Genomic DNA, 25108 nt, shown 5'->3' on the forward strand with positions numbered 1-25108 from the left:
GCCATGCCCATGACCACACTGTATGACCAGGCACCGCGCATCACCATGCGCGACCCGCTCGCCGACTTTCTCGGCGCAACCGACGACGGCCTGCTGACCTATCGCTATCTGGACGCGGTCCGGCTGGCCGGCCATTCGTGTCCGACCGTGGCGTCGGCCTTCCTGATGACCCGGGCAGCACTGGCCGCACTGTACCCGGACAGCGTGCCGGAGCGCGGCGCGCTGCATGCCGCGCTGTCGGCCGCGCAGACCGACGGGGTGTGCGGCGTGATCGCCAGTGTGGTCACGCTGCTGACCGGTGCCACCGGCGACGGCGGATTCAAGGGCATCGGCGGACGTTTCGACCGGCGCCAGTCGCTGCACTTCGGCACCGGGGCGGCGGACACCCTGCAACTGCGTCGCACCGATACCGGTGCCGCGGTCGGCGTCAGCGCCCGGCTCGACCGGGTGCCGGCCGCACCGGACGGCAGCGCGCTGATGCAGCGCGCCCTGTCAGACACGGCCTCGCCGGCCGAACTGGCCGCCTTCCGCCGCAGCTGGCAGGACCGCGTCCGCCGCCTGCTGCTGGAACACGCCGATGACCCGGCGGTCTTTGTCGTGCGCCCGCTGGACACGCCGGCATGAAGCGCCACCCGCTGCTGCAGTCGCTGTCGCGCGAGCACCAGCCGGCGCTGTCGCTGGCCGTGCGCCTGAAACGCGCCGATGCCGGCCAGGCCGTCAGCGTGTTCGCGCAACTCGACCAGCCGGCACTGCTGACCCATTTCGAGGAAGAAGAGCGCGACTGGCTGCCACTGCTGCTGGCCGACGACGAACGGCCGCTGCGCGAGCGGACACTGACCGAACACCGCCAGCTGCGCGCGCAGCTGGCGGCAATCAGTAACGGCGACAGCGCGCGAATCGCCGACTTCGCCGCGGCGCTGGAAGCCCACGTCCGTTTCGAGGAACGCGAACTGTTTCCGCTTATCGAGCGTCACCTGCCCGGATAAGCCCCTGCCCGTCGGCGCCGATGCGGTCGCTGACGAAATCCAGAAAGCAGGCGATCCGTGCCGCCAGCTGGGTATTGCGGTAATAGACGGCGTGGATCGGCTGACGCACGTCCAGGGTGATCTCTGCCAGTACCGGCAGCAGCGTCCCTGCCTGGCGGTCGGCACCGGTCATGAAATCCGACAGGCAGGCGATACCCTCGCCGGCCAGCGCCAGCTGGCGCAGGGTTTCCCCGCTGGACGCAGCCAGTGTCGGCCGGACATGCAGCAAGCCGCCATCCGCGTCGCGCACCGGCCAGTCATTCAGCGAGTCCGGCCGGGTAAAGCCCAGCAGCGCATGACGGTCAAGGTCGGCGACCGTGGCCGGCCGGCCCTGCACGGCAAGATACGCCGGGCTGGCCAGCAGCTGCAGCCGGCTGCTGCCGAGCGCGCGTGCATGCAGGGTCGAGTCGCGCAGCGGCCCGATGCGGATGGCCACGTCAGTGCGCTGTTCAAGCAGGTCGATGACCTGCTCGCTGCTGTGCAGTTCCAGCGCAATCTGCGGATACAGGCGACGAAAGTCGCCAACCAGCGGCACCAGCACGTGCAGCATGAATGGCGACGCCGCATCGACTCGCAGGCGGCCGGCCGGCGTCTGCCGGCGCAGCGCCATCTGGTCTTCGGCATTGTCGACCGCGGCCAGGATCTGGCGTGCATGGAGCAGAAACGCTTCTCCCTCTTCGGTCAGCGCCAGCCGGCGCGTAGTCCGCTGCAGCAGCGTGGTATCCAGCTTGGCCTCCAGCCGTCCCAGCGAACGACTGACACCGGACACGGTCAGCCCGAGCTGGGCCGCCGCCGCGGTAATCGAGCCGTGGTCGACCACGGCGACAAAGGCCTGCACTTCTTCCAGGGTCAGGTTCATTGTTGATTTTCAGTCAATTATCTTGCGAGGATAACGGGCTTAATCTGCAAATGTAAATCAGGGACACTGCGCGGCATTCCAACCCGGAGTCCCGTCATGCCCATCGCCCTGCTGGCGCTGACCCTCAGCGCCTTTGCCATCGGAACGACCGAATTCGTTATCGTCGGCCTGATTCCCACCATTGCCACCGACCTCGGCGTCGACCTGCCGTCCGCCGGCCTGCTGGTCAGCCTGTACGCACTGGGGGTCGCCGTCGGCGCCCCCGTGCTGACCGCACTCAGCGGCAAATGGCCGCGCAAGACCCTGCTGCTGTCACTGATGGCGCTGTTCACCGTCGGCAACCTGCTGGCCTGGCAGGCGCCCGGCTACGAGTCGCTGATCGTGGCCCGCGTGCTGACCGGTCTGGCCCACGGCGTGTTCTTCTCCATCGGCTCGACGCTCGCCACCGGGCTGGTGCCGAAGGAAAAGGCCGCCGGTGCCATCGCCATCCTGTTTACCGGCCTGACCGTGGCCCTGGTGACCGGCGTGCCGCTCGGCACGTTCATCGGTCAGCACTTCGGCTGGCGCAACACCTTCCTGCTGGTGTCCGCACTCGGCGCCATCGCCTTCCTCGGCAGCCTGGCCTTCGTGCCGTCCGGCCTGCGTCACACCCGCCCGGCCTCGCTGGCCGAACAGCTCCGGGTGCTGGCCAGGCCCCGTCTGCTGCTGGTCTATGCCATGACGGCCGTCGGTTACGGTGGCACGTTCACGGCCTTCACCTTCCTGGCGCCGATTCTGCGCGAGGTGTCCGGCTTCAGCGCCGATGCCGTCAGTCTGGTGCTGCTGGTCTATGGTGTGTCGGTGGCCTTCGGCAATCTGTACGGCGGCCGGCTGGCCGACCGCATCGGCCCGGTACCGGCCCTGAAACGCATTTTCCTGGTCCTGGCGCTGGTGCTGTTTGCGCTGACCTTCACCGCCGGCAGCAAGGTGCTGGTGCTGCTGACCGTGCTGGCCTGGGGGGCTGTCGCCTTCGGCAATGTGCCGGGCCTGCAGCTGTACGTGGTACGCCAGGCCGAACGCGAAGCCCCGCGTGCGCTGGATGTCGCCTCCGGGCTGAATATCGCCGCCTTCAATCTCGGCATCGCCGGCGGCGCCTGGGGCGGCGGGCTGGTGGTCGCGCATCTCGGCATCATGCAGACGCCGTGGATCGGGGCGCTGGTGGTGCTCGGCGCGCTCGGGCTGACCGCACTCAGCGGCCATCTTGATCGCAGGACCGTCGCCGCGGCAGATGGCGAGGCCGCGCTGGCCACCGCCTGCGCCGACTGATTTTCCCTTCAACACCCTAACGACAAGGCAGATCCATCATGAACATGCCCGCCATCGGCCTCGGCACTTTCCGCCTGCAGGGCCAGACCGTCATCGACTCGGTGCGTACCGGCCTCGAACTCGGCTACCGCCATATCGACACCGCGCAGATCTACGGCAATGAGGCCGAAGTCGGCCAGGCCATTGCCGACAGCGGCCTCGACCGCGGCTCGTTGTTCGTCACCACCAAGATCTGGACCGAAAACCTGTCTGCCGTCGCGCTGGCGCCGAGTCTGGAAGCCTCGCTGACCAGGCTGCAGCTGGACCAGGTCGACCTGACACTGATCCACTGGCCATCGCCCGGCGACGCGATCCCGCTGGCCGAATCGCTGACCGCGCTGGCCGAAGCAAAGGCACGCGGGCTGACCCGGCATATCGGCGTTTCCAACTTCACCCTCGCCCAGCTGCAGCAGGCCATCGACCTCGTCGGCGCCGACCGGATCGCCAGTGTGCAGATCGAGATGCATCCGTTCCTGCAGAACCGCCGCGTGGCGCGCCTGGCCGGCGAGAACGGCATCCCGGTCACCGCCTACATGCCGCTGGCTTACGGCAAGGTCATGCACGACCCGGTGCTGCAGCGGCTGGCCGTGCAGCACGACACCAGCCCGGCGCAGGTCGCGCTGTCGTGGTTGCTGCAGCAGGGTTTTGCCGTGATTCCGTCCTCGACCCGGCGCGAACATCTGCAGGCCAATCTGCAGGCGGCACGGGTCCGCCTGTCGGCGGCGGACAGCGCCGCCATCGCCGCCCTGGAGCGGGGCGAACGACTGGTCAACCCCGATTTTGCGCCGCAATGGGACCCGGACGCCTGAATCTGCCGCGGTTTTGCCCACTGCCCGCCACATGGTAAGGTTTCCCGCCCGGTGATCGCGGGACCGGCCGGTCCGTCGCGCGATCCCTGTACAAGGAGGCGAAACGGAAAGTGACGAGCATGAATTGGGAAGTGTGGATGAACGAGCCATGGGCACAGTGCGTGGCCGGGCTGCTGGTATTGTCGCTGGTCGCACTGGTGGCGCAGTTCCTGGTCGAACGGGTGCTGGTTCGTGCCGTGCATGTCATGACCCGGCGCAGCGTCTGGGAATGGGACGACATCCTGTTCGAACAGCGCGTGCTGCACCGGCTGGCGCAGGCCACCCCGTCGCTGGTGGTGCAGTTCGGCCTGCGCTTCGTGCCGGCGCTGCCGGCCGGGCTGGAAATGGTGCTGCTGAACGTGGCACTGGCAACCACCGGCCTGTTCTGCCTGCTGGCGGTCAGCGCGCTGCTTAACGGGGTGCAGGAGATCTATGCCCGTACCGAGCATGCACGCACGCGCTCGATCAAGGGCTTCGTGCAACTGGCCAAGATCGCCGTATTCACACTGGGCGGGATCTTTATCGTGTCGACGCTGATCGACCGCTCGCCACTGATCCTGCTGTCCGGCCTCGGTGCGATGTCGGCAGTGCTGCTGCTGGTGTTCAAGGACACCATCCTGTCACTGGTTGCCAGCGTGCAGTTGAGCACCAACGACATGCTCAGCGTCGGTGACTGGATCGAGATGCCCCAGGTCGGTGCCGACGGCAGCGTGGTCGATATCGCGCTGCATACGGTCAAGGTGCAGAACTGGGACATGACCATCACCACCATCCCGACCTGGCGGCTGATCTCGGAGAGCTTCCGCAACTGGCGCGGCATGCAGCAGTCGGGCGGGCGCCGCATCAAGCGCACGCTGCGGCTTGATGCCGGCGGCGTGCGCTTCCTCGACGAGACAGATCTGGCGCGGCTGCGCGACATCCGCCTGCTGGCGCCATATCTGGACGGCAAGAGCGAGGAGCTGGCCCGCAGCAACAGCGCGCTGGGCCATGCGGTCCCGCCGGCCAATCTGCGCCGGCTGACCAATATCGGCACCTTCCGCGCCTATGCCCAGGCCTATCTCGACGCCCATCCGGACATCCACCACGACATGACCTGCATGGTGCGGCTGCAGGAGCCGCAGCCGGAAGGCATCCCGATCGAGGTGTACTGCTTTACCGCAACCACGGTCTGGGCGCAGTACGAGCGCATCCAGGGCGATGTGTTCGATCACCTGCTTGCCATCCTGCCGGAGTTCGGCCTGTCGGTGTACCAGAGCCCGAGCGGCAATGACCTGCGGGCGGCCTTGCGCCCTTCTTCTCATGCCGGAACGGCATCGTCCCGGCCCGCGTAGCGGCAGCCGCCGCAGCCGGTCGCGTGCCCGCATTGCGCCACACCGGCAATTTGCCGATAATTAAGCGGCAAATTGCCGATTGGCCATTCCGGCCAGCGGTGGCGCCAATGCACCAGGAGGGCACGACATGACCCAGGCCATCTTTGCACCGACCCCGGACCGGACCGCCTGCGGCGGCCACTTCGAGCGACTGTCGGTCCTGCTGGGCCAGCCGGTGGATACCGATCTGGCGCTGGCCGGCATGGTCAGCGCCGGGGTGTCGCCGGGCGTGATCGACAATCTGGTCCGCTCCGGACTGACCCGCAAGGAGCTGGATTTCGTCATCAACCCGCGTACGCTGACCCACCGGCTGGCCCGGCACGAGTCGCTGACGCGCGAGGAATCCGAGCGTGCGGTGCGGGTGGCCAGCCTGCTGGCGCTGGCCGAGCAGGTATTCGGCGACCGCCATCTGGCCACCGACTGGATGCGCAAGCCGCTGCGACGTTTCGACGAGCAGTCACCGCTGGAGATCTCCCGCACCGAGCAGGGTGCGCGGCTGGCCGAAACCGCGCTGATCCAGATCGACGAAGGCTACTTCGCATGAGGCTGTGGCGGATCAGCCGCCATGCCGACCTGCGCGGTCAGGGCGGGCTGCGCGCCGGGGGGCGCTGGCACTCGCCCGGCCGGCCGGTCGTCTACCTGGCCGACCATTCCGCGTCGGCCATGCTGGAGATGCTGGTGCATCTGGAACTGGACGTCTTCCCGCGCCACTACCCGTTGCTGCAGATCGACATCCCGGAACCGGCATCCCTGTTGCATGCCGACATCAGTGCCCTGCCCGACGACTGGCGCGAACAGCCGCAGCTGACCCGCCGGATCGGCGACGCCTGGCTGGAGCAGGCGCCGTCCGCGCTGCTGCAGGTACCGAGCGCACTGACGGTGGACGGCAGCAACTATTTGCTGAACCCGGCCCACCCGGCCGCCAGCGCCTGCCGGATCGTGTCGGTGCAGGCCCCGCCGCTGGACCCGCGCCTGTCGCCTCGCCGCTGACAACTGTTCCTGCCACCCTGCCCGCCCATGCGGCGCTGCGGTAAACTGCGCCCACCATGCCGATATCCGTACACCCGTCCCGCAGCGAATTCCTGTCCGCCCATGGCCTGCGTCATCACATCCGCCGCTGGGGCACACCCGGCGCGCCGCGACTGTTCCTGCTGCATGGCTGGATGGACCATTCGGCCACCTTCCAGTTCATGGTCGACGCGCTGGCGCACGACTGGGACATCATTGCACCGGACTGGCGCGGTTTTGGCGCCTCCCAGCACAATACCGGCAGCTATTTCGCCGCTGATTACCTGGCCGACCTCGACGCGATCCTCGAACACTACTCCCCGCAGGCTCCAGTGCGACTGGTCGGCCACAGCATGGGCGGCATGGTGGCCAGCCTGTATGCCGGCATCCGGCCCGAACGCGTGGCGGCGCTGGTCTCGATCGAAGGCTTCGGCCTGCCGGCGACCTCACCCGACGAAGCGCCGGCCCGCTATGCGCGCTGGCTGGCGCAGAAACGTTCAGGCATGCGCTTCGGCCCGATCGGCGACCTGCAGGCACTGGTGGCCAAGATGCTGAAACGCCAGCCCTTCCTGCGCCCGGACCGCGCCGCCTGGCTGGCCGGGCACTGGACCGAAACCGGCGACGATGGCGAGCTGCGCTATCGCGCCGACCCGAAGCACAAGATGGTCAACCCGGTGCTGTACCGGCTGGAAGAAGCCAGGGCCTGCTGGCGCCATATCACCTGCCCGGTGCTGTGGCTGGCCGGCGACTCGCCGGAGCCGAACAGCCTGACCTTCAATATTCTGGAACTGATGCGCGAGCGCCGCGACGGCTTCGCCGACCTGCGCGAAGCCAGCATCGCCAACGCCGGTCACATGGTCCAGCAGGACCAGCCCGAGGCGGTTGCGGCAGCGGTGGAGGCGTTTCTGCTGGAAACCACGGCATACGGCAAGGCAGGCTGAAGCATCGGCGCAAGTCCCGGGCACGCCTGCCGGTTTTCGCGCGCATGCCACAACCGCAGAACGTAGGGGATGGGTGCCTGGATTTCATGCCGCATTTCGCAGTGCCCGACGAAAATCCTGCGGACTTCACGCGGTTCGAGTTCCTCAAGCCTTTCACCCACGCGCGGGTTGGTCAGCAAGCTGACTGGCACAAGGCCGGCCCTTACAGGAACCGGTCCAGCAGCTTGCGGCTGGTCTTGTCCAGCGCGTTCATGTCGCGGACCAGATAGTGGATGCCGTTGTTGTCGGTAATCAGCAGATTCGGCGGTGCCAGGCGACGGATGTCTTCCTCGCCCTTCAGCACGAAGGCGGTTTCGCCGCGGTCGGTATCGACATACCACACGCACGGGCAGGCAAACCCGGACACCGCGCTCAGACGCCGGATCTCCGGCATGAACTCGCGCCCGGCCAGTTCTTCCTCGATCAGCGCGCGCGGGGCGGCCGGCAGCGCGGATGGCCGCGAGATCCAGACCAGTTCCTTGCCGTCATGGCTGAGCAGTGACAGGCCGTCGTCGGGCGCGGCAATCGGGAACGCGCGCACCGGGACGACATTCTCGTGCACCGTGCCGTCGGCAGTGGTCAGCACCAGGCGGCCGAAGGCGTTGCGGTCGAGGCTGAAATCGGTTTCGGTCATCGGTGTCTTTCTCAATCGTCCACGGTTTCCGACAGCGCGCCTTCCGACACGCCCTCGGCTTCCACCTGGCGCTGTTGCGCCTGGTACAGGCGGTAGTACGCCCCTTCGCGGGCGATCAGTTCCTCGTGCCCGCCCACTTCGACGATCTCGCCCTTGTCCATCACCACCAGCCGGCTGGCACGACGCAGCGTGGACAGGCGGTGGGCAATGGCAATGGTGGTGCGGCCGCGCACCAGGTTGTCGAGCGCCTTCTGGATTTCCTTCTCGGTTTCGGTATCGACCGATGCCGTCGCCTCGTCGAGAATCAGGATGCTCGGGTTGATCAGCAGCGCACGGGCAATCGAGATGCGCTGGCGCTCGCCACCGGACAGGGCCTGGCCGCGTTCGCCGACCAGCGAATCGTAGCCGTGCGGCAGGCGCAGGATGAATTCGTGGGCATGGGCGGCACGGGCGGCGGCGACGATTTCCTCGCGGGTCGCATCCGGCTTGCCATAAGCGATGTTGTCGGCAATCGTGCCGAAGAACAGGAACGGCTCCTGCAGCACCAGACCGATATTGCGGCGGAAGTCGGCCACCCGCAGCGAGCGGATATCCTCGCCATCGACCAGGATGGCACCATCGGCCACGTCATAGAAACGGCAGATCAGGTTGACCAGCGTGCTCTTGCCGGAACCGCTGTGGCCGACCAGACCGATCATCTCGCCCGGCTGGATGGTCAGATTCAGGTTGCGGATCACCGAGCGGCTGCCGTAGCGGAAGCCGACGTCGCGCAGCTCGATCTTGCCGCTGACATTGCCGACCGACACCGGGTGGCTCGCCTCCGGCACGCTGGATACATGGTCGAGGATGTCGAAGATGCGCTTGGCGCCAGCGGCAGCCTTCTGCGTCACCGACACGATGCGGCTCATCGAATCCAGCCGGGTGTAGAAGCGGCTGATATAGGTCAGGAACGCGGTCAGCACACCGACGGTGATCTGGTCATGCGACACCAGCCAGATGCCGAATGCCCACACCACCAGCAGGCCGATTTCGGTCAGCAGGGTCACGGTCGGCGAGAACAGCGACCAGACCTTGTTGACCCGGTCGTTGACGGTCAGATAGTGACGGTTGGCTTCGCGGAAGCGCCTGGTTTCCCGTTTCTCCTGGGCAAAGGCCTTGACCACGCGGATGCCGGGAATGGTATCGGCCAGCACATTGGTCACTTCGGACCAGATGCGGTCGATCTTCTCGAAGCCGTGGCGCAGGCGGTCGCGGACCAGATGGATCATCCAGGCGATGAAGGGCAACGGCAGCAGCGTGACCAGTGCCAGCCACGGATTGATCGAGAACAGGATCGCCGCCGTCATGATGATCATCAGCACGTCGGTGGCGAAATCCATCAGGTGCAGCGACAGGAAGATGCAGATGCGGTCGCTTTCCGAGCCGATGCGCGCCATCAGGTCGCCGGTGCGCTTGCCACCAAAATACTGCAGTGACAATTTCAGCAGGTGTTCGTAGGTCGAGGTGCGCAGGTCCGCGCCAATGCGTTCACTGACCAGCGCCAGGATATAGGTTCGCCCCCAGCCCAGTACCCAGGCGAACAGCGCCGAACCGAACAGGCCGAGCAGGTACAGCTTGACCAGCCCGGTGTCGATCGGCGTACCGTTCTGGTACGGGATCAGCACCTTGTCCATCAGCGGCATGGTCAGGTATGGCGCGACCAGCGTTGCTGCCGTCGACAGCAGCGTCAGCACGAAGGCGGTCAGCAGCCGGCCGCGGTACGGGCGGGCAAAGCGCCACAGCCGGAACAGCGTCCAGGTGGTCGGCGGCGTGCCGGTCTCGCCGCTGCAGTGCGGGCAGTCGGCATCCGCCGACGCCAGTGTCGCATTGCAGTTCGGGCAGACGGCGCTGACTGCAAGTTCGGCAGCCGGCAGGCCGGCCAGATAACGGTCGCGGTGCAGCGTGAACTGGTCAACCAGCCGCAGCGCGGCCGGGTTCAGTCCCAGCGTGAAGCGCCAGTCGGCCAGGCGGGACTCGCCGTCGACCAGCTCGATCGCGCCGACGCCGGCATGGTCGCTCAGGCGCAGGGCCAGGCCCTCGCGATAGCCCCAGATCTTCCAGCTCTTGCTGTCCGGCGCTCGCGCCAGCAGGCGGCGATCGGTCACGATCACCATGCCCGGCTGGAAATGCAGTCGCCGGTCCAGATCGACTTCCAGCCACGCCAGCACGGTTTCTCCGACCGACAGGCTGGATTGCACTTCATGTTGCCATTCGTCGGGCAGCGTGCTGCGGGAGTGGACGTTTGCTACGGATAAATGATTTGTCATTAGCTGATTTCTGGCGAGAAGGGCAACGGGCCCGACCGTGGTGAAGCTGCCTGTCCGGGAGACGATGACTGCACGCAGAAGAACGGACCGTTCACGTGCAATTCATTTCAATTCATTACACACCATTACATTCAATCGACTTCACAATCGCTGCAATGCGCTTGCGAGAATTGAAATAGTTTGTAATGAATTGTGCGTCACCGGCCATTCAGATTCCGCAGACGGTTTCACAACAAGGATTTAGCGCATCCGGACCGCGATGAAACTTGAATCCGCCTAGAGTTTAATTGCTGGAGAAGCAAGTGTATAGTACCTCCCGTTCCTACTCGGAGCTTCCAATGCCTCGCTGCCAGACCCCGCCCACCGGTGCGCCCCGCCCTGTCACCGGTCGTCGGCGATACGGCCACAGGTTTAAATGAAAGATTCAAAGTCAGGACTTGCTTGTTTCCATCTCGAACTCATTTACCCCTCACTTGAATAGCATTCTGATCAACGATTAATAATCGGATACAAATTGATCCAATCAGAAACATTTCAGGTACGGAAACCTACGGCATTATTTGGAACATGAAAAAGAAAGACATTGAAATTCTCCGCGTCATCTCCCTGCGCGGACCGAACATGTGGACCTACCGCCCGGTACTCGAGGCCTGGGTCGATATCGGCGAACTGGAAGAATGCCCGTCCAACACCCTGCCCGGCTTCTACGAGCGCCTGTCGAGCTGGCTGCCGTCGCTGATCGAGCACCGCTGCAGCTACGGCGAACGCGGCGGTTTTCTGCGCCGGGTCGAAGAAGGCACCTGGCCGGGCCATATCCTCGAACATGTCACGCTTGAACTGCAGAACCTGGCCGGCATGCCCGGCGGTTTCGGCAAGGCACGCGAAACCCCGATCCGCGGCGTGTACAAGGTCGTGGTCCGCGCCTGGCACGAAGATGTCACCCGCGCCGCCCTGTACGCCGCGCGCGATCTGGTCATGGCCGCCATCGAAGACCGCCCGTTCGATGTCGCCGCCGTGGTCGACACGCTGCGCGACCTGGTCGACGACCATTGCCTCGGCCCGAGCACGGCCTGCATCGTCGATGCCGCCGACGACCGCGATATCCCGTATTTCCGCCTGAACACCGGCAACCTGGTCCAGCTCGGCTATGGCGCACGCCAGCGCCGGATCTGGACCGCCGAGACCGACCGCACCAGCGCCATCGCCGAAAGCATTTCGCGCGACAAGGACCTGACCAAGACCCTGCTCGAAGCCTGTGGCGTACCGGTCCCGGAAGGTCGCTACGTGCGCAGCCCGGAAGACGCGTGGGAAGCCGCCGAGGAAATCGGCGTGCCGGTGGTGGTCAAGCCGTATGACGGCAACCACGGCCGCGGCGTGTTCACCAACCTGAACACCCGCGAAGAAGTCGAAGCCGCGTACAAGGTCGCCATCGACGAAGGCAGCGGCGTGATCGTCGAACGCTTTGTCGAAGGTCTGGAGCACCGCCTGCTGGTAGTCGGTGGCAAGCTGGTCGCCGCCGCCCGCGGCGAAGAAGCCTGGGTGGTCGGCAACGGCCGCGAAACCGTGCGCGAGCTGATCGACAGCCAGTTGAACAGCGATCCGCGCCGCGGCCGCACCGAAGACCATCCGCTGAACACCGTGCGCCTCGACACCGCCGCCCGTCTCGACCTCAAGCGTCAGGGCTTCGAACCGGATTCGGTCGTGCCCGCCGGGGTCGACGTGCTGATCCAGCGCAACGGCAACGTCGCCTTCGACGTAACCGACATCGTCCACCCGGAAGTCGCCGCCGCCGTGTCGCTGGCCGCGCGCACCGTGGGTCTGGACATCGCCGGCGTCGACCTGGTCACCCGTGACATCACCCGCCCGCTGGAAGAACAGCGCGGCGCCATCGTCGAAGTCAACGCCGGCCCGGGCCTGCTGATGCACCTGCGCCCGGCCGACGGCACCCCGCGCCCGGTCGGCCGCGCCATCGCCGCCCATCTGTTCCCGGAAGGCGAAGACGGCCGTATCCCGATCGTCGGCATCACCGGCAGCAACGGCAAGACCGTGGTCGCCCGCCTGGTCGCCCGTCTGCTGCGCCTCAGCGGCGCCCACGTCGGCCTGGCCTGCAGCGACGGCCTGTTCCTCGACCGTCGCCAGGTGGAAACCCGCGACAGCGCAAACTGGGACGCCGCCCGCCGCATTCTGATGAACCGTGCGGTCGATGCCGCCGTGTTCGAGAACGACAGCGGCGCGCTGCTGAACGACGGCCTCGCCTACGACCGCTGCCAGGTCGGCATCATCACCAATATCGACAACCCGGATCACCTTGGCGACAACCATATCGATACTGCGGATCGCATGTTCAACGTGCTGCGCACCCAGATCGACGTGGTACTGCCGACCGGCGCCGCCATCCTCAATGCCCGCGACACGGACGTGGCCGAGATGGCTGCGCTGTGCGACGGCGAAGTGATCTACTTCGCCCTCGACGCCGACCTGCCGGTGGTGCAGGAACATCTGGCTGCCGGCAAGCGTGCCGTCGTGGTCCGCGACGAACAGGTCGTGCTGGCCACCGGCAGCGATGAAATCGTGCTGGCCCAGGTTGACGACTTCCCGCTGACCCGTGGCGGCCGCGTCGCCTTCCAGACCGAAAACGTGCTGGCCGCCATTGCCGCCGCGTGGTCGATGGGCCTGTCGACCGACCTGATTCGCGCCGGCATCGTCACCTTCGAGCCGGACCGTCACGATGCCACCGGCCGCTTCTCGGTATTCGAGAGCCAGGGTTCGACCGTGATCGTCGACGACGCCCACAATCCGGCCGCGCTGCAGGCGCTGGTCGATGCGCTCGGCCGCTTCCCGTGCAGCCATCGCACCGTCGTCTACGGCGGCGGCGTCGACCGCCGCGACGAAGATCTGGTCCGCCAGGGCGAAATCCTTGGCGCCGCCTTCGACCGCATCGTGCTGACCGACGACGCCACCGTATCGTCGCAGCGCCCGGCAGGCGCCGCCCGCGCCCTGCTGCGCCAGGGGCTGGCACAGGCGATCCGCGCCAGCGACATCCGCGAGGAAAGCGATGCGACGCGCGCCGTCGACGATGCCCTGGCCGCCCTGTCGGCCGGCGAATGCCTGATCATCCAGTGCGGCGAGGGGAATCCCCGGCCCGTACTCAACGCTGTCCGCCAGTGGGCTGGCCAGCAAACCCCGAACAACCGCTAAGCCCTACCGGACAGGACGCATCTCAAAATGGAAGTCTCCCGTATCCGCGCTCTGCGCGGCCCGAACCTGTGGAGCCGGTACACGGCGATCGAAGCCATCGTCGCCTGCACCGACACCGAACGCACGCTGGCCGGGATGGCCGGGTTCGAAGACCGGTTGCGCGGGCTGTTCCCGGAACTCGGCGCCCTGAAGACCCTGCGCCACGATGAAACCGTGTCGATGGCCCATGCACTGGAAGCCGTCGCCCTGGCGCTGCAGGCACGCGCCGGCTGTCCGGTCAGCTTCAGCCGCACCACGGCAACGCTGGAAGCCGGCATCTACCAGGTCGTGGTCGAATACACCGAGGAAGAAGTCGGCCGGCTGGCCTTCGAGCAGGCCGAAGCGCTGCTGAAGGCCGCCGACGCCGGCCAGCCGTTCGACGTGCAGGCCGCCCTGGCTGCCCTGCGCGATCTGGACGAGGATGTCCGGCTCGGACCGAGCACCGGCAATATCGTCGACGCCGCCGTTGCCCACGGCATTCCGTTCCGCCGCCTGACCAAGGGCAGCCTGGTCCAGTTCGGCTGGGGCAGCAAGCAACGCCGCATCCAGGCCGCCGAAGTCGACAGCACCAGCGCCATCGCCGAGGCGATCGCCCAGGACAAGGAACTGACCAAGGTGCTGCTGCACGCCGCCGGCGTGCCGGTGCCGAACGGCCGCACCGTGACCGATGTCGACGACTGCTGGGCCGCCGTGCAGGAAATCGGCGGCGCGGTGGTGATCAAGCCGCAGGACGGCAATCAGGGCAAGGGCGTTGCGGTCAATATCTCGACCCACGACCAGGTGCTGGCCGCCTACGCGGCAGCGTCGGAAATCAGCAGCCATGTGCTGGTTGAACGCTTTATTCCCGGCCATGACTACCGCCTGCTGGTGGTTGGCGACCAGCTGGTTGCCGCCGCGCGGCGCGAACCGCCGCAAGTGGTCGGTGATGGCGCCCTGACGGTGCGCGAGCTGATCGACGTGGTCAACCTCGACCCGCGTCGCGGCAGCGGCCACTCGACCTCACTGACCCGCATCCGCCTCGACGACATCGCCCTGGCCACCCTGCAGACCCAGGGCCTGGACGCCGACAGCGTGCCGGCCCGCGGCCAGCGCGTCGTGTTGCGCAACAATGCCAACCTGTCCACCGGCGGCAGCGCCACCGATGTGACCGACGACGTCCACCCGGAACTGGCGGCGCGCGCCATCGCGGCAGCGCGAACCATCGGCCTCGACATTGCCGGCGTCGACGTGGTCTGCGACAGCGTGCTGCGTCCGCTGGAAGAACAGGGCGGCGGCATTGTCGAAGTCAACGCCGCCCCCGGCCTGCGCATGCATATCCAGCCGTCGTTCGGCAAGGGCCGCGATGTCGGCGAAGCGGTGATCTCGTCGATGTTCGCCCCCGGCGACAACGGCCGCATCCCGGTCATCGCCGTCTCCGGCACCAATGGCAAGACCACCACCGTGCGCCTGTCCGCCCACCTGCTGGCGCAGACCGGCAAGCGCGTCGCCATGACCAATACTGACGGCGTCTACATCAACGGCCGTCGCACCGATACCGGCGACTGCAGCGGTCCGCGCAGTGCGCGCAATGTGCTGTTCCACCCGGACGTCGACGCTGCCGTGTTCGAGACCGCGCGTGGCGGCCTGCTGCGCGAAGGGCTCGGTTTCGATGTCTGTGACGTCGCCATCGTCACCAACGTCGGCATGGGCGATCACCTCGGCCTGAACTACATTTCGACGCTGGAAGACCTGGCGGTGCTGAAGAGCATCATCGTGCGCAATGTATCGACCACCGGCATGGCCGTGCTGAATGCAGCCGATCCACTGGTGGCACACATGGCCGACGCCTGCCCGGGCCAGGTCACCTACTTCGCCATCGACCCGACCCTGCCGGTCATGGTGTCGCACCGCGCCCAGGGCAAGCGCGTGATCTACGTCGACGGCGGTGACATCGTCGCCGCACAGGGCAGCAGCGAAGTCCGCCTTGCCCTGGCCGACATCCCGCTGACCGCCGGCGGCCGGATCGGCTTCCAGGTCGAAAACACCCTGGCCTGCGTCGCTGGCGCCTGGGCACTCGGCACCGACTGGAACACCATCCGTGCCGGCCTGCGCTCCTTCGTCAGCGATGCCGACACCGCGCCGGGCCGCTTCAACCTGTTCGAGTACAACGGCGCCACCCTGATCGCCGACTACGGTCACAACCCGGACGCGATCCTGGCCCTGACCCGCGCGATCGAAACCATGCCGGCCAAGCGCCGCTCGGTGGTGATCAGCGGCGCCGGCGACCGCCGCGACCAGGACATCCGTCAGCAGACCGAGATCCTCGGCGACGCGTTCGACGAAGTCATCCTGTATCAGGACGCCTGCCAGCGCGGCCGCGCCGACGGCGAAGTGCTCGCCCTGCTGCACCAGGGGCTGGCCGGCGCCAGGCGCACCACTGCGATCGAGGAAATCCATGGCGAATTCCTCGCCATCGACACCGCCCTGTCGCATCTGCGCCCCGGAGACCTGTGCCTGATCCTGATCGACCAGGTCGAGGAAGCGCTGGCCCATATCGCCAACCGCATCCGCGAGGCGAACGACGGCATCGCCGCCTGACACGACAGCCAGGCCGGAACGCTGCTTTCCCGTAACGGGAAAGCGGCGTTTTCATTTCCCCGTGTAAACCGGGCTGCATACCGGCAGAAAAACGGGATGGACAATCAGAGTTTTCCAATGAAAAACAGGGGATTGTCTGAATGACAGCCCGAATCCCGTCGGCGTAGCGTGAAGTCTTCCGGTCATACCACGACCGCACAGGGAGAATCCGCATGCAGACCGCACCCAGCCCCCTCCAGATCGACCTTGCCAACCATCCCGTCGCCAGCCTCACCCCGCTGATCGGGCAGCTGCAATCTGCCGACTGGCGCCAGCACAATCCGGAACAGGTCCTGTCCCACCTGTCACTGCTGCAGGTCGCCACGGCGCTGCACCCGCAACATCCCGGCGTACAGCGCATGCTGGCCAATGCCCATGCCGGCCTCGTCGACGGCAACGCCGCCACGTTCTTCAGTCCGGACAGCGGCGCGACTGGCGGCCCCGGCAGCATCGACATCCTGCTCGGCGGAGCGGCCGCGGACATCGGCTGGGGCAGCAGCGCGGACGATGGCATCGCCGGCGGCGCCGGTGACGACATGCTGATCGGCAACGGCGGCAGCGATTTCCTGCTCGGTGGCGCTGGCGATGACCTGCTGATTGCGGACCATTACTGGTTCCGCCTCGAGCCCGGCGCCAACCCCGACAGCGCCAACCACCTTGAGGGCGGACGCGGCAACGACCAGCTTTACGGCGGTACCGGCGCCGACAACTACTACTTTTCCCCTGGTGACGGCATCGATACCGTCCGGGAAAACGGGTATTACGATTGCCCCGAGTACGATACCGCCACCGATCGCATCGTGCTGGGTGCCGGCATCGCGCCGGCCGACGTTTCCGTCAGCCGCGAGCTTGCCAGTCTGGTTCTGGACTACGGTCCCGGCGGCGACCGGATCACCATTGCCGGCTGGTACGACTCGCCACACCAGCGCATCGAGCAGCTGGTATTCAACGATGGCACGGTCTGGAACGGAGACCAGTTGGAAGCGGCCGGGCAGCGCCGGATCGACCACCAGGTCGACCAGCTGGTCACGGCCATGGCGGCCTTCTCCCCGCCCGCCGCCGGCCAGACCACACTGCCGGCAGCGTACCGCGACACGCTGGCGCCGGTGATGGCGGCCAGCTGGTCATAGGCAGACGGACGTCAGAACGCCGCTTTCCCTCGCGGAAAAGCGGCGTTCCGGATGGCCTGGCGGGGCGCCCTCACGGACGCCCCGCCCCGCACTCAGCCCTGCAGTCTGGCCAGCTGGCTGCGGGTCTTGTCCAGCTTGGCGCCGAACTCGGCCAGTTGCGCCTTGTCGCGCTCGACCAGATGGGCCGGAGCGCGGGCGACGTAGGCGTCGTTGCCGAGCTTGCCGGACAGCTTGGCAACTTCACCTTCCAGCTTGGCGATTTCCTTGTTCAGGCGGGCGCATTCGGCGTCCTTGTCGATCTCGACCTTCAGCATCAGCCGCGCCGTGCCGGAGATGGCTACCGGTGCATCGTCTTCCGGCAGCTTGTCGACCATGGCCGCGTCGGACAGGCGGCCAAGCAGGCGCGCATACGGCAGGAAATCGGCATAGTCAGCCGGGCCTTCGACCAGCAGCGGTGCCTTGACAGCCGGGCCGAGATTCATCTCGCCGCGCAGGTTGCGGATGGCGTTGACCATGTCCTTGAACGCATCCATGCGCGCATTGGCGACGGCGTCGATCTTTTCCGGCTGGGCCACCGGCCATTTGGCGATCATGATCGAGTCGGTATGCCGGGCGTTGGCCAGCGGCGCCACGGTCTGCCACAGCTCCTCGGTGATGAACGGCATCAGCGGGTGAGTCAGGCGCAGCGTGGTTTCCAGCACGCGCACCAGCGTGCGGCGGGTCGCGCGCTGCTGGGCGGCGTCACCGTTCTGGATCTGCACCTTGGCCAGTTCCAGATACCAGTCGCAGTACTCGTTCCAGATGAATTCGTAAATCGTCTGTGCGGCGATATCGAAGCGATAGCTGTCCAGCGCCTCGGTCACCTCGGCTTCGGCCTGCTGCAGGCGGCCGATGATCCAGCGGTCGACGAAGCTGAACGACAGCGGCAGGCTTTCATCCTGACCGCAGTCCTGACCCTCGACGTTCATCATCACGAAGCGGGTTGCGTTCCACAGCTTGTTGCAGAAGTTGCGATAGCCTTCCGCGCGCTTGAAGTCGAAGTTCACCGAACGGCCGAGGCTTGCATAGCTGGCCATGGTGAAGCGCAGCGCGTCGGTGCCATAGGCCGGGATACCTTCCGGGAACAGCTTTTCGGTCGCTTTGGCGATCTGCGGTGCCTTTTCCGGGCGGCGCAGGCCGGTAGTGCGTTTCTTGACCAGCGGTTCCAGCGCGATACCGTCGATCAGGTCCACCGGGTCGATGACGTTGCCCTCGGACTTCGACATCTTCTTGCCTTCGTGATCGCGCACGATGCCATGGATGTACACGTCACGGAACGGCACCTTGCCGAGGAAGTGCGTGGTCATCATGATCATCCGGGCAACCCAGAAGAAGATGATTTCATAGCCGGTCACCAGCACCGACGACGGCACGAAGGCACGCAGTGCTGCAGTGTCGGCCGGCCAGCCCATGGTCGAGAACGGCACCAGCGCCGAGCTGAACCAGGTGTCGAGCACGTCCTCGTCGCGGCGCAGCGGCTTGCCGCCGGACAGTTGCAGCGCTTCGGCCTCGGTTTCGGCCACGTAGCAGCGGCCGTCCTCGTCGTACCAGGCCGGAATCTGGTGACCCCACCACAGCTGGCGGCTGATGCACCAGTCCTGGATATTGTTCATCCACTGGTTGTAGGTGTTGACCCAGTTTTCCGGGATGAAGCGCACTTCGCCGCTGGCAACGGCATCGATAGCCTTCTGGGCGATGCTCTTGCCGGTCGGGTCATTGTCGCCAACTTTGGACATGGCGACGAACCACTGGTCGGTCAGCATCGGCTCGATCACCGAACCGGTGCGGTCGCCACGCGGCACCATCAGCTTGTGCGGCTTGACCTCGACCAGGAAGCCCTGGGCATCCAGGTCGGCCACGATCGCCTTGCGCGCGTCGGCGGTCGACAGACCGGCATAGGCAGCAGGCAGGTCGATCGTGCCTTCGGCGGTGCCGTCGAACGCGAAGACCTGGGCCTTGGCCAGCAGGGTTGCCTGCAGGCTCATCACATTGATCAGTTGCGTGCCGTGGCGCTTGCCGACCTGATAGTCGTTGAAATCGTGCGCCGGGGTGATCTTGACCAGACCGGTGCCGAATGCGGCATCGACGTAGTCGTCGGCAATGACCGGAATCCGGCGGCCGGTCAGCGGCAGTTCCAGCATCTGGCCAACCAGGTGCGCATAGCGCTCATCACCCGGATTCACCGCCACGGCCACGTCGCCGAGCATGGTTTCCGGACGGGTGGTCGCCACCACAATCGACGCCTCGCTGCCGACTACCGGGTAGCGGATATGCCACATGTGGCCGTCTTCCTCGACCGACTCCACTTCGAGGTCGGACACGGCGGTGCCGAGCTTCGGGTCCCAGTTGACCAGCCGCTTGCCGCGGTAGATCAGGCCCTGGCGGTACAGGCGGACGAACACGTCGGTCACGATGCCGGCGCGGGTGTCGTCCATGGTGAAATATTCGTTCGACCAGTCGACCGAGCAGCCGACGCGACGCATCTGGCTGGTGATGGTGCCGCCGGACACCTCCTTCCATTCCCACACCTTGCGGATGAAGGCATCGCGGCCGAGGTCATGGCGGCTGATGCCCTGCTCGGCCAGCTGGCGCTCGACCACGATCTGCGTGGCAATGCCGGCATGGTCGGTGCCGGGCACCCACAGCGTGTTGTCGCCCTTCATGCGATGGAAACGGGTCAGGCCATCCATGATGGTCTGGTTGAATGCGTGCCCCATGTGCAGGGTGCCGGTTACATTGGGCGGCGGCAGCTGGATGGCGAAGGACGGACGGGTTTCGTCCATGTTCGGCGCAAAGTGGCCGGCCTGTTCCCATTGATCGTACCAGCGGCGTTCGATGTCGCCCGGTTCAAAGCTCTTGGCGAGTTCCATGTGTGGATGCAGCAATTCAGGTGAAAAATGAGGTCGATTATAGCCGAAAGACTGCCTCGCGCCGGACTAAGCACAGCATCGCCATCGCGGGGGTACAATCGCCCTCTTTTTTGCTGAACCTGGCCGTATATCCATGAACGTTCGCCGCCTGAGCGCACTGACCTGCTCGCTGTTGCTGGCCGCCTGCGCCACCCAGACTCCCGTCCCGACGCCGACCACGCCGCCGGTGTCGCCGCCCACCACGCCGCAGCAGCCACCGGTCAAGCCGTCCGGCGCCAGGGCAACCTATCACCAGACCAGCTTCGCCACCCTGCCCGGCTGGCAGGACGGCGACACGGCTGCCGGCTGGCAGGCATGGCTGATTTCGTGCCGCACCGTGGCCAGGCGTGCCGGCTGGGGTGACGCCTGCGCGGCATCGGCCGGCGTCAACCCGCAGGACCCGGCGGCGATCCGCCAGTTCTTCGAATCCCGCTTCACCCCCTGGCAACTGGCCGACGGCCAGGAAACCGCCGGCATGATCACCGGCTACTACGAGCCGCTGCTGACCGGCAGCCGCACGCGGACCGCACAGTCGACCGTGCCGCTGTATCCGGTGCCGAACGATCTGATCAACGTCGATCTGGCCAGTGTCTATCCGCAACTGAACGGGTTGCGGCTGCGTGGCCGGCTGGTCGGCCGCAAGCTGGTGCCATACTGGACCGCCGGCGACATCGCCGACGGCAAGGGCGTGTCGCCCGGCAACGCGCTGGTCTGGGTCAATGACCCGGTCGAAGCGATCTTCCTGCAGATCCAGGGTTCCGGCCGGGTGCAGCTGCCCGATGGCAGCATGGTCCGGGTCGGTTATGCCGACCAGAACGGTCAGCCGTACAACTCGATCGGCCGCTACCTGATCGACAAGGGTGAACTGAAGGCGTCCGAGGCGTCGATGCAGGGCATCAAAGCATGGGCGAAACGCAATCCGGAACGGCTGAAAGAGCTGTACACCGCCAACCCGAGCTATGTGTTCTTCCGTGATCTGGGCGCGGCCGAAGGTGGCCCGCTTGGCGCCATGGGCCTGCCGCTGACCGATGGCGGCAGCATTGCCGTCGACCCGAAGAGCACGCCGCTCGGCGCGCCGGTCTGGCTGTCGACCACGCTGCCGAACAGCAATGCGCCACTGCGCCGGCTGGTCGGCGCACAGGATACCGGCGGCGCGATCAAGGGCGCGGTACGCGCCGACTTCTTCTGGGGCTTTGGTGACGAAGCCGGCGCGCAGGCTGGCCGCATGAAGCAGCGCGGCCAGATGTGGTTGCTGCTGCCGAACGGCGTCAAGCCGCCGCAGGGCTGACCGGCACGACGGTCCGGCCGGCTACCCGGACCTGGTTGCGCCCGTTCTTCTTCGCCTCGTACAGCGCCTCGTCGGCCTCGACAAACAGCTCGCGCTGGTTGCCTTCCGCCCCCACCGCGCGGCAGACCACGCCGACGCTGCAGGTGACAATGCCGCCACCATTGGCCGGATGCGGAATCCGCAGCGCTTCGAGGTTGGCGCGAACGCTTTCCGCCACCGCGTTCATCTCGCCCTTGCCGGCGCCGGGCAGCAGGATAGCGAACTCTTCCCCGCCGATACGGGCCGCCAGGCCCTTGCGCGGACAGGCTGCGAGCAGCACGCTGCCGACCCGGCGCAGCACATCGTCACCGGCGGCATGGCCGAAGTGGTCGTTGTACAGCTTGAAATTGTCGATATCGAGAATCATCAGCCCGATCGGTCGCTGCCGCCCGTTCGGCATGTTGATCGCGCTGCGGAAGGACTCGTTGAAGCACAGCCGGTTGCCGACCCCGGTCAGCGCATCGGTCAGCGCCAGCTTCTTGAAACGCTGCTGGTCAATGATGGACTCGACCAGCACCGACACCAGCAGAATCAGCGCCAGACTGGCGAGCGGCAGCCAGAACCGGAACGCAAAGTAGGCGGTGACACTGCACAGCAGCAGGGCCAGCGCCGCGCCACAGCCGACGGCCAGCACCGACGTCGGTCGGATGAACGGGTGCACGAGCAGCCACAGCAGCGCCGGGCACAGCAGCAGCCAGGTCAGCCAGTCGGCGTCCAGCGTCTTGATCAGGCTGCCTTCCATCGCCCCCTGGGTCGCGGCGGCATTGATGACCACGCCGGGCATGTCCGATACCGGCGTCCGGTACACATCGCCCATGCCGCGCACGGTCACGCCGACATAGACGATCTTGCCCTGGATGGCATCGATATTCCCGGTCGAGCCGAGCACATCGACATAGGACAGCGTCGGATAGCCGACCTTGCCGCTGAAATACGGAATCTGCCGTTCGCCCGAACGCGCCCAGCCATCGAGCGTCGCCATGCTGCCCGGCGGCACGGCCTTGCGTGTCGTGCCCAGCACGCTGGTGGCGAAAGCCGGCCACACCGGCGCCCCTAGCCCGCTGTGCAGATAGAAACGGCGAATCAGGCCGTCGCTGTCCCGCTCGAAATCCAGCGTCCCCAGCCCTTTCGCCGCAGCGACCAGCGCCGGCAGCGGCGCCACTTCCTTCGGCTTGCCTTCGGCGTTTTCGACCACGATCGGCAGGTAGACATGGCCGTGCCGGCGCATTGCCCGCGCCAGCTCCAGGTCGGATTCCGGCTGCGGCGACGGGTCGGCAATAATCAGGTCCAGCGCCACCGCCCGGGCCCCGTGCAGCCGGTCCAGCAGATGGGCATGCAGCTCGCGCGGCCACGGCCAGCTGCCAAGCTGGCTCAGGCTGCGCTCGTCGATGGCGACAATCACGATGTCATCACTGCTCGGGCTGGCCTTCAGCTCGGACAGGCCATCGAGCAGCCACAGATCGATCCGGGTGCTGCCCTGGTGCAGGATGACGGCAATCGTCAGCAGCATGACCACAATCGGCATGCCATGCCGGCGCAACCAGGCCAGCGTTCTGTGTTTAGCCAAGTATCTGGATCTCTTGCTGTTCAACCTCATGATAATCAGGCGCATCGATGTCGATGCGGGCCCGATAAGGACCGGACGGCAGCGTCTTCGGCAGGACCCAGACCGGCTGGCTCGCGACCTCGCGGTACACCACCTCCTGACCGGGGCGGCTCAGCGTCAGTGCATAGCTGGCGCCATCGACCGGGTGCGCGCGTGCACGCACAGCCATGCGTACATCGTTGAGCCGGGCGCGGAAACCGGCGCCGGCCTCCAGCAGGCGATGCTCGCCGAAAGGGCCGGCCACGCCGCCGGCATCGAGCTGGGCGGCGCGCCAGAACCAGATCCCGGCCTGTGGCAGCGTGATCGACGCATGGTCGCGATCCATCTGCTGCCGCAGCACCGGGGCCGCAAAGGCGCGATCGCGGGAAAATTCGACCAGCCAGCGCTGCCCGTCCGTGGCGCCCAGGTTGAGGCTGACCTGGTTGCCGGCCGCCATGATGCCATTCATCGGTTCGACAATAAACGGCGGCGGCGGGAAGGCATGCACACTGAACGCATGCACGGACGGATACCCGTTGAGCCCGCTCGGCAACTTGCCGCGTACCGTCAGCAGATAGCGGCCGTTGTCGCTGACCCGGACAACAGCCCGCGGGACGGTGGTCTCGCTGCTCGCATACTGGCCGGACTCGCCCTGCAACGAGTACGCATAGGCGGTCGCGCGCGGCACGGCCGGCCAGGCGAACTGCACGCCCGGAAACGCGCTGCCGGCCGGCAGCCCGGCCAGATCCGGTGCAGCCGGCAACGACTCGACCCCGCTGTCGCCCCTGCCCTGACGCATCATCACGCCGTAGCCGGCGCTGACATTGACCGGACGACCGTCCTGCCGGACTTCAACCTTGCCCTCCAGCACCTCGGTGCCGGATTCGGCCGGGTCGTCGACGCGCACGCGGAACTGCGTACCACGCACCGCCGTCACCGCACTCGGGGTCTGGATGTCATACCGGTTCGGCATCAGCGGATTTCTGGTGATGCGGCTGTCAATGCTGCCGCGTTCGAGCCGGATATCGTTGCTGGTGGCCTGGGTGCTCGGGTAATGCGTGGTCTGCCTGATCGTCAGCCGGGACTTCGGCCCGATTTCACTGACCGAGCCGTCCTCGTAGCGAATGATGATGACGGCGTTCTCTGCCGTCTCGATGATGTCGCCGGCCTCCAGTTCCTGCTTTTCCGCCAGCGGCCGGCTGCCGTTGTGCCGCTTCAGGCTGCCGTTGCCGGTCACGGCCATGACCACCGGCCGGCCGGGGCGCTGCTTCATCCACTCGAGCGGAATGCGGATATCCCTGCCGGTCAGGATGGCATGGGCGTTGGAAATGCGGTTCAGCCGCTGCAGCGCCGGGATATAGGACACATCCTTCAGGTGCAGGGTGGCAATGCTCCACAGGGTATCGCCCTGGTAGACGTGATAACGCCATTCAGTGACCGCTTCGGCAGCCAGGCAGCCGGGGGCCAGCAGCAGGCTGGCCAGCGCCGCCAGCGCAATTTTTTTCATTATGGGTTTCTGCCGTATCGAATCCCGGCCGGGCGTGCCGATGCCCGCGGGAAGTCCAGTCCCGCCGATAGCAGCCGTTCGCTACCGGTCATGGAAGATCTGATTCGTTCTTTTTTCAATAGCAGAAAGATTTATACAGCATATCCAGCCAAATTGACCGGATGTTCAGCAGCCAGACGGCGCGGGAACGGCCTGCGGGAGTGGAAGTTGCTGCGGAATCGATACCGGAAAGCACAGTGAACACACAGCGGTTCCCGTTCGTCGGATTGCCCGGCCAGCGCGAACAGTGTTGTGGCAGCGACACAACAGTCATGGCACGCCAAAAGAAAACGGCGGCTGCCCGGGGCACCCGCCATCTGTTCATTCATACCCTGCAACACCGTT

At 66.2% G+C, this 25108-nt stretch carries 18 protein-coding genes; 12 read left to right on the forward strand and 6 right to left on the reverse strand.

What is annotated here, in order from left to right; translation table 11 throughout:
* The first annotated feature begins 3 nt into the window (after nt 1-3).
* Both Q352_RS0107205 and Q352_RS0107210 read left to right on the forward strand, forming a co-directional pair.
* Nucleotides 4-624 (forward strand): hypothetical protein, encoded by a 621-nt coding sequence (locus tag Q352_RS0107205; protein ID WP_028498768.1) that lies wholly within the window; start codon nt 4-6, stop codon nt 622-624.
* The gene (locus Q352_RS0107210; protein ID WP_028498769.1) at nt 621-986 is read left to right on the forward strand and encodes a hemerythrin domain-containing protein; all 366 of its coding nucleotides are present in this window, start codon (nt 621-623) and stop codon (nt 984-986) included. Before Q352_RS0107205 ends, Q352_RS0107210 begins: the two co-directional genes overlap by 4 nt.
* Here Q352_RS0107210 and Q352_RS20150 read toward each other — a convergent pair.
* Nucleotides 961-1884 carry a LysR family transcriptional regulator gene (locus tag Q352_RS20150; RefSeq protein ID WP_051528752.1) on the reverse strand — a complete coding sequence of 308 codons (924 nt, stop codon included), beginning with the start codon at nt 1882-1884 and terminating at the stop codon, nt 961-963. The two genes, Q352_RS0107210 and Q352_RS20150, sit on opposite strands and share 26 nt — an antisense overlap.
* 96 nt (nt 1885-1980) lie before the next feature.
* On the opposite strand from Q352_RS20150, the gene Q352_RS0107220 reads away from it, so the two are divergent.
* From Q352_RS0107220 to Q352_RS20165, 6 genes are all read left to right on the forward strand, one after another.
* Nucleotides 1981-3189, forward strand: a complete 1209-nt coding sequence (locus Q352_RS0107220) for an MFS transporter (RefSeq protein ID WP_028498770.1) — start codon at nt 1981-1983, stop codon at nt 3187-3189.
* A gap of 38 nt (nt 3190-3227) precedes the next feature.
* Nucleotides 3228-4037, forward strand: coding sequence for a 2,5-didehydrogluconate reductase DkgB (dkgB, locus tag Q352_RS0107225; RefSeq protein WP_028498771.1), 810 nt, complete (start codon nt 3228-3230; stop codon nt 4035-4037).
* 119 nt (nt 4038-4156) lie between these two features.
* Nucleotides 4157-5407: a mechanosensitive ion channel family protein gene (locus Q352_RS20155; protein ID WP_051528753.1), complete on the forward strand. Its 1251-nt coding sequence runs from the start codon at nt 4157-4159 to the stop codon at nt 5405-5407.
* A gap of 127 nt (nt 5408-5534) precedes the next feature.
* Entirely contained in the window at nt 5535-5990 is a 456-nt protein-coding gene (locus Q352_RS20160; RefSeq protein ID WP_051528754.1) for an Xre family toxin-antitoxin system antitoxin, read from the forward strand.
* Nucleotides 5987-6436, forward strand: coding sequence for an RES family NAD+ phosphorylase (locus Q352_RS0107240; protein WP_028498772.1), 450 nt, complete (start codon nt 5987-5989; stop codon nt 6434-6436). The genes Q352_RS20160 and Q352_RS0107240 overlap by 4 nt, the downstream gene beginning before the upstream one ends.
* 56 nt (nt 6437-6492) lie before the next feature.
* A complete protein-coding gene (locus Q352_RS20165) occupies nt 6493-7395 on the forward strand; it encodes an alpha/beta fold hydrolase (protein ID WP_036385606.1) in 903 nt (300 codons plus the stop codon).
* A 202-nt stretch (nt 7396-7597) separates the two neighbouring features.
* Here Q352_RS20165 and Q352_RS0107250 read toward each other — a convergent pair whose 3' ends face one another.
* Entirely contained in the window at nt 7598-8068 is a 471-nt protein-coding gene (locus Q352_RS0107250) for a cyanophycin metabolism-associated DUF1854 family protein (RefSeq protein ID WP_028498773.1), read from the reverse strand.
* Nucleotides 8069-8079: 11 nt separating this feature from the next.
* Nucleotides 8080-10374 carry a cyanophycin metabolism-associated ABC transporter gene (locus Q352_RS0107255; protein ID WP_028498774.1) on the reverse strand — a complete coding sequence of 765 codons (2295 nt, stop codon included), beginning with the start codon at nt 10372-10374 and terminating at the stop codon, nt 8080-8082.
* 567 nt (nt 10375-10941) lie between these two features.
* Between Q352_RS0107255 and cphA (Q352_RS0107260) the strand changes: the two genes are divergently transcribed.
* From cphA (Q352_RS0107260) to Q352_RS0107270, 3 genes are all read left to right on the forward strand, one after another.
* Nucleotides 10942-13572, forward strand: a complete 2631-nt coding sequence (gene cphA / locus Q352_RS0107260) for a cyanophycin synthetase (RefSeq protein ID WP_028498775.1) — start codon at nt 10942-10944, stop codon at nt 13570-13572.
* A gap of 27 nt (nt 13573-13599) precedes the next feature.
* A complete protein-coding gene (cphA, locus tag Q352_RS0107265; RefSeq protein WP_028498776.1) occupies nt 13600-16188 on the forward strand; it encodes a cyanophycin synthetase in 2589 nt (862 codons plus the stop codon).
* A gap of 212 nt (nt 16189-16400) precedes the next feature.
* Complete coding sequence (locus Q352_RS0107270; RefSeq protein WP_028498777.1) at nt 16401-17357, forward strand: calcium-binding protein; 957 nt, start codon at nt 16401-16403, stop codon at nt 17355-17357.
* A 92-nt stretch (nt 17358-17449) separates the two neighbouring features.
* On the opposite strand, the gene Q352_RS0107275 is transcribed toward Q352_RS0107270, so the two are convergent.
* On the reverse strand, nt 17450-20266 hold the full coding sequence (locus Q352_RS0107275; RefSeq protein WP_028498778.1) for a valine--tRNA ligase: 2817 nt from the start codon (nt 20264-20266) through the stop codon (nt 17450-17452).
* Between the two features lie 133 nt (nt 20267-20399).
* Between Q352_RS0107275 and mltA the strand changes: the two genes are divergently transcribed.
* Entirely contained in the window at nt 20400-21593 is a 1194-nt protein-coding gene (gene mltA, locus Q352_RS0107280) for a murein transglycosylase A (protein ID WP_028498779.1), read from the forward strand.
* Here the strand turns inward: mltA and Q352_RS0107285 are convergent.
* Nucleotides 21574-23199: a CHASE2 domain-containing protein gene (locus Q352_RS0107285; protein ID WP_158537429.1), complete on the reverse strand. Its 1626-nt coding sequence runs from the start codon at nt 23197-23199 to the stop codon at nt 21574-21576. The genes mltA and Q352_RS0107285 overlap by 20 nt on opposite strands.
* Nucleotides 23192-24724, reverse strand: coding sequence for a FecR domain-containing protein (locus Q352_RS0107290; protein ID WP_028498781.1), 1533 nt, complete (start codon nt 24722-24724; stop codon nt 23192-23194). The genes Q352_RS0107285 and Q352_RS0107290 overlap by 8 nt, the downstream gene beginning before the upstream one ends.
* Nucleotides 24725-25108: the final 384 nt, after the last annotated feature.

The organism is Microvirgula aerodenitrificans DSM 15089, assembly GCF_000620105.1.
In the GTDB taxonomy this organism is placed as follows: domain Bacteria; phylum Pseudomonadota; class Gammaproteobacteria; order Burkholderiales; family Aquaspirillaceae; genus Microvirgula; species Microvirgula aerodenitrificans.

What these genes read in the sequence shown, in the direction of transcription:
- Q352_RS0107205 (WP_028498768.1), top strand. Translation starts at nt 4, where the DNA reads ATGCCCATGACCACACTGTATGACCAGGCACCGCGCATCACCATGCGC.
- Q352_RS0107210 (WP_028498769.1), top strand. Translation starts at nt 621, where the DNA reads ATGAAGCGCCACCCGCTGCTGCAGTCGCTGTCGCGCGAGCACCAGCCG.
- Q352_RS20150 (WP_051528752.1), bottom strand. Translation starts at nt 1,884, where the DNA reads ATGAACCTGACCCTGGAAGAAGTGCAGGCCTTTGTCGCCGTGGTCGAC.
- Q352_RS0107220 (WP_028498770.1), top strand. Translation starts at nt 1,981, where the DNA reads ATGCCCATCGCCCTGCTGGCGCTGACCCTCAGCGCCTTTGCCATCGGA.
- dkgB (WP_028498771.1), top strand. Translation starts at nt 3,228, where the DNA reads ATGAACATGCCCGCCATCGGCCTCGGCACTTTCCGCCTGCAGGGCCAG.
- Q352_RS20155 (WP_051528753.1), top strand. Translation starts at nt 4,157, where the DNA reads ATGAATTGGGAAGTGTGGATGAACGAGCCATGGGCACAGTGCGTGGCC.
- Q352_RS20160 (WP_051528754.1), top strand. Translation starts at nt 5,535, where the DNA reads ATGACCCAGGCCATCTTTGCACCGACCCCGGACCGGACCGCCTGCGGC.
- Q352_RS0107240 (WP_028498772.1), top strand. Translation starts at nt 5,987, where the DNA reads ATGAGGCTGTGGCGGATCAGCCGCCATGCCGACCTGCGCGGTCAGGGC.
- Q352_RS20165 (WP_036385606.1), top strand. Translation starts at nt 6,493, where the DNA reads ATGCCGATATCCGTACACCCGTCCCGCAGCGAATTCCTGTCCGCCCAT.
- Q352_RS0107250 (WP_028498773.1), bottom strand. Translation starts at nt 8,068, where the DNA reads ATGACCGAAACCGATTTCAGCCTCGACCGCAACGCCTTCGGCCGCCTG.
- Q352_RS0107255 (WP_028498774.1), bottom strand. Translation starts at nt 10,374, where the DNA reads ATGACAAATCATTTATCCGTAGCAAACGTCCACTCCCGCAGCACGCTG.
- cphA (WP_028498775.1), top strand. Translation starts at nt 10,942, where the DNA reads ATGAAAAAGAAAGACATTGAAATTCTCCGCGTCATCTCCCTGCGCGGA.
- cphA (WP_028498776.1), top strand. Translation starts at nt 13,600, where the DNA reads ATGGAAGTCTCCCGTATCCGCGCTCTGCGCGGCCCGAACCTGTGGAGC.
- Q352_RS0107270 (WP_028498777.1), top strand. Translation starts at nt 16,401, where the DNA reads ATGCAGACCGCACCCAGCCCCCTCCAGATCGACCTTGCCAACCATCCC.
- Q352_RS0107275 (WP_028498778.1), bottom strand. Translation starts at nt 20,266, where the DNA reads ATGGAACTCGCCAAGAGCTTTGAACCGGGCGACATCGAACGCCGCTGG.
- mltA (WP_028498779.1), top strand. Translation starts at nt 20,400, where the DNA reads ATGAACGTTCGCCGCCTGAGCGCACTGACCTGCTCGCTGTTGCTGGCC.
- Q352_RS0107290 (WP_028498781.1), bottom strand. Translation starts at nt 24,724, where the DNA reads ATGAAAAAAATTGCGCTGGCGGCGCTGGCCAGCCTGCTGCTGGCCCCC.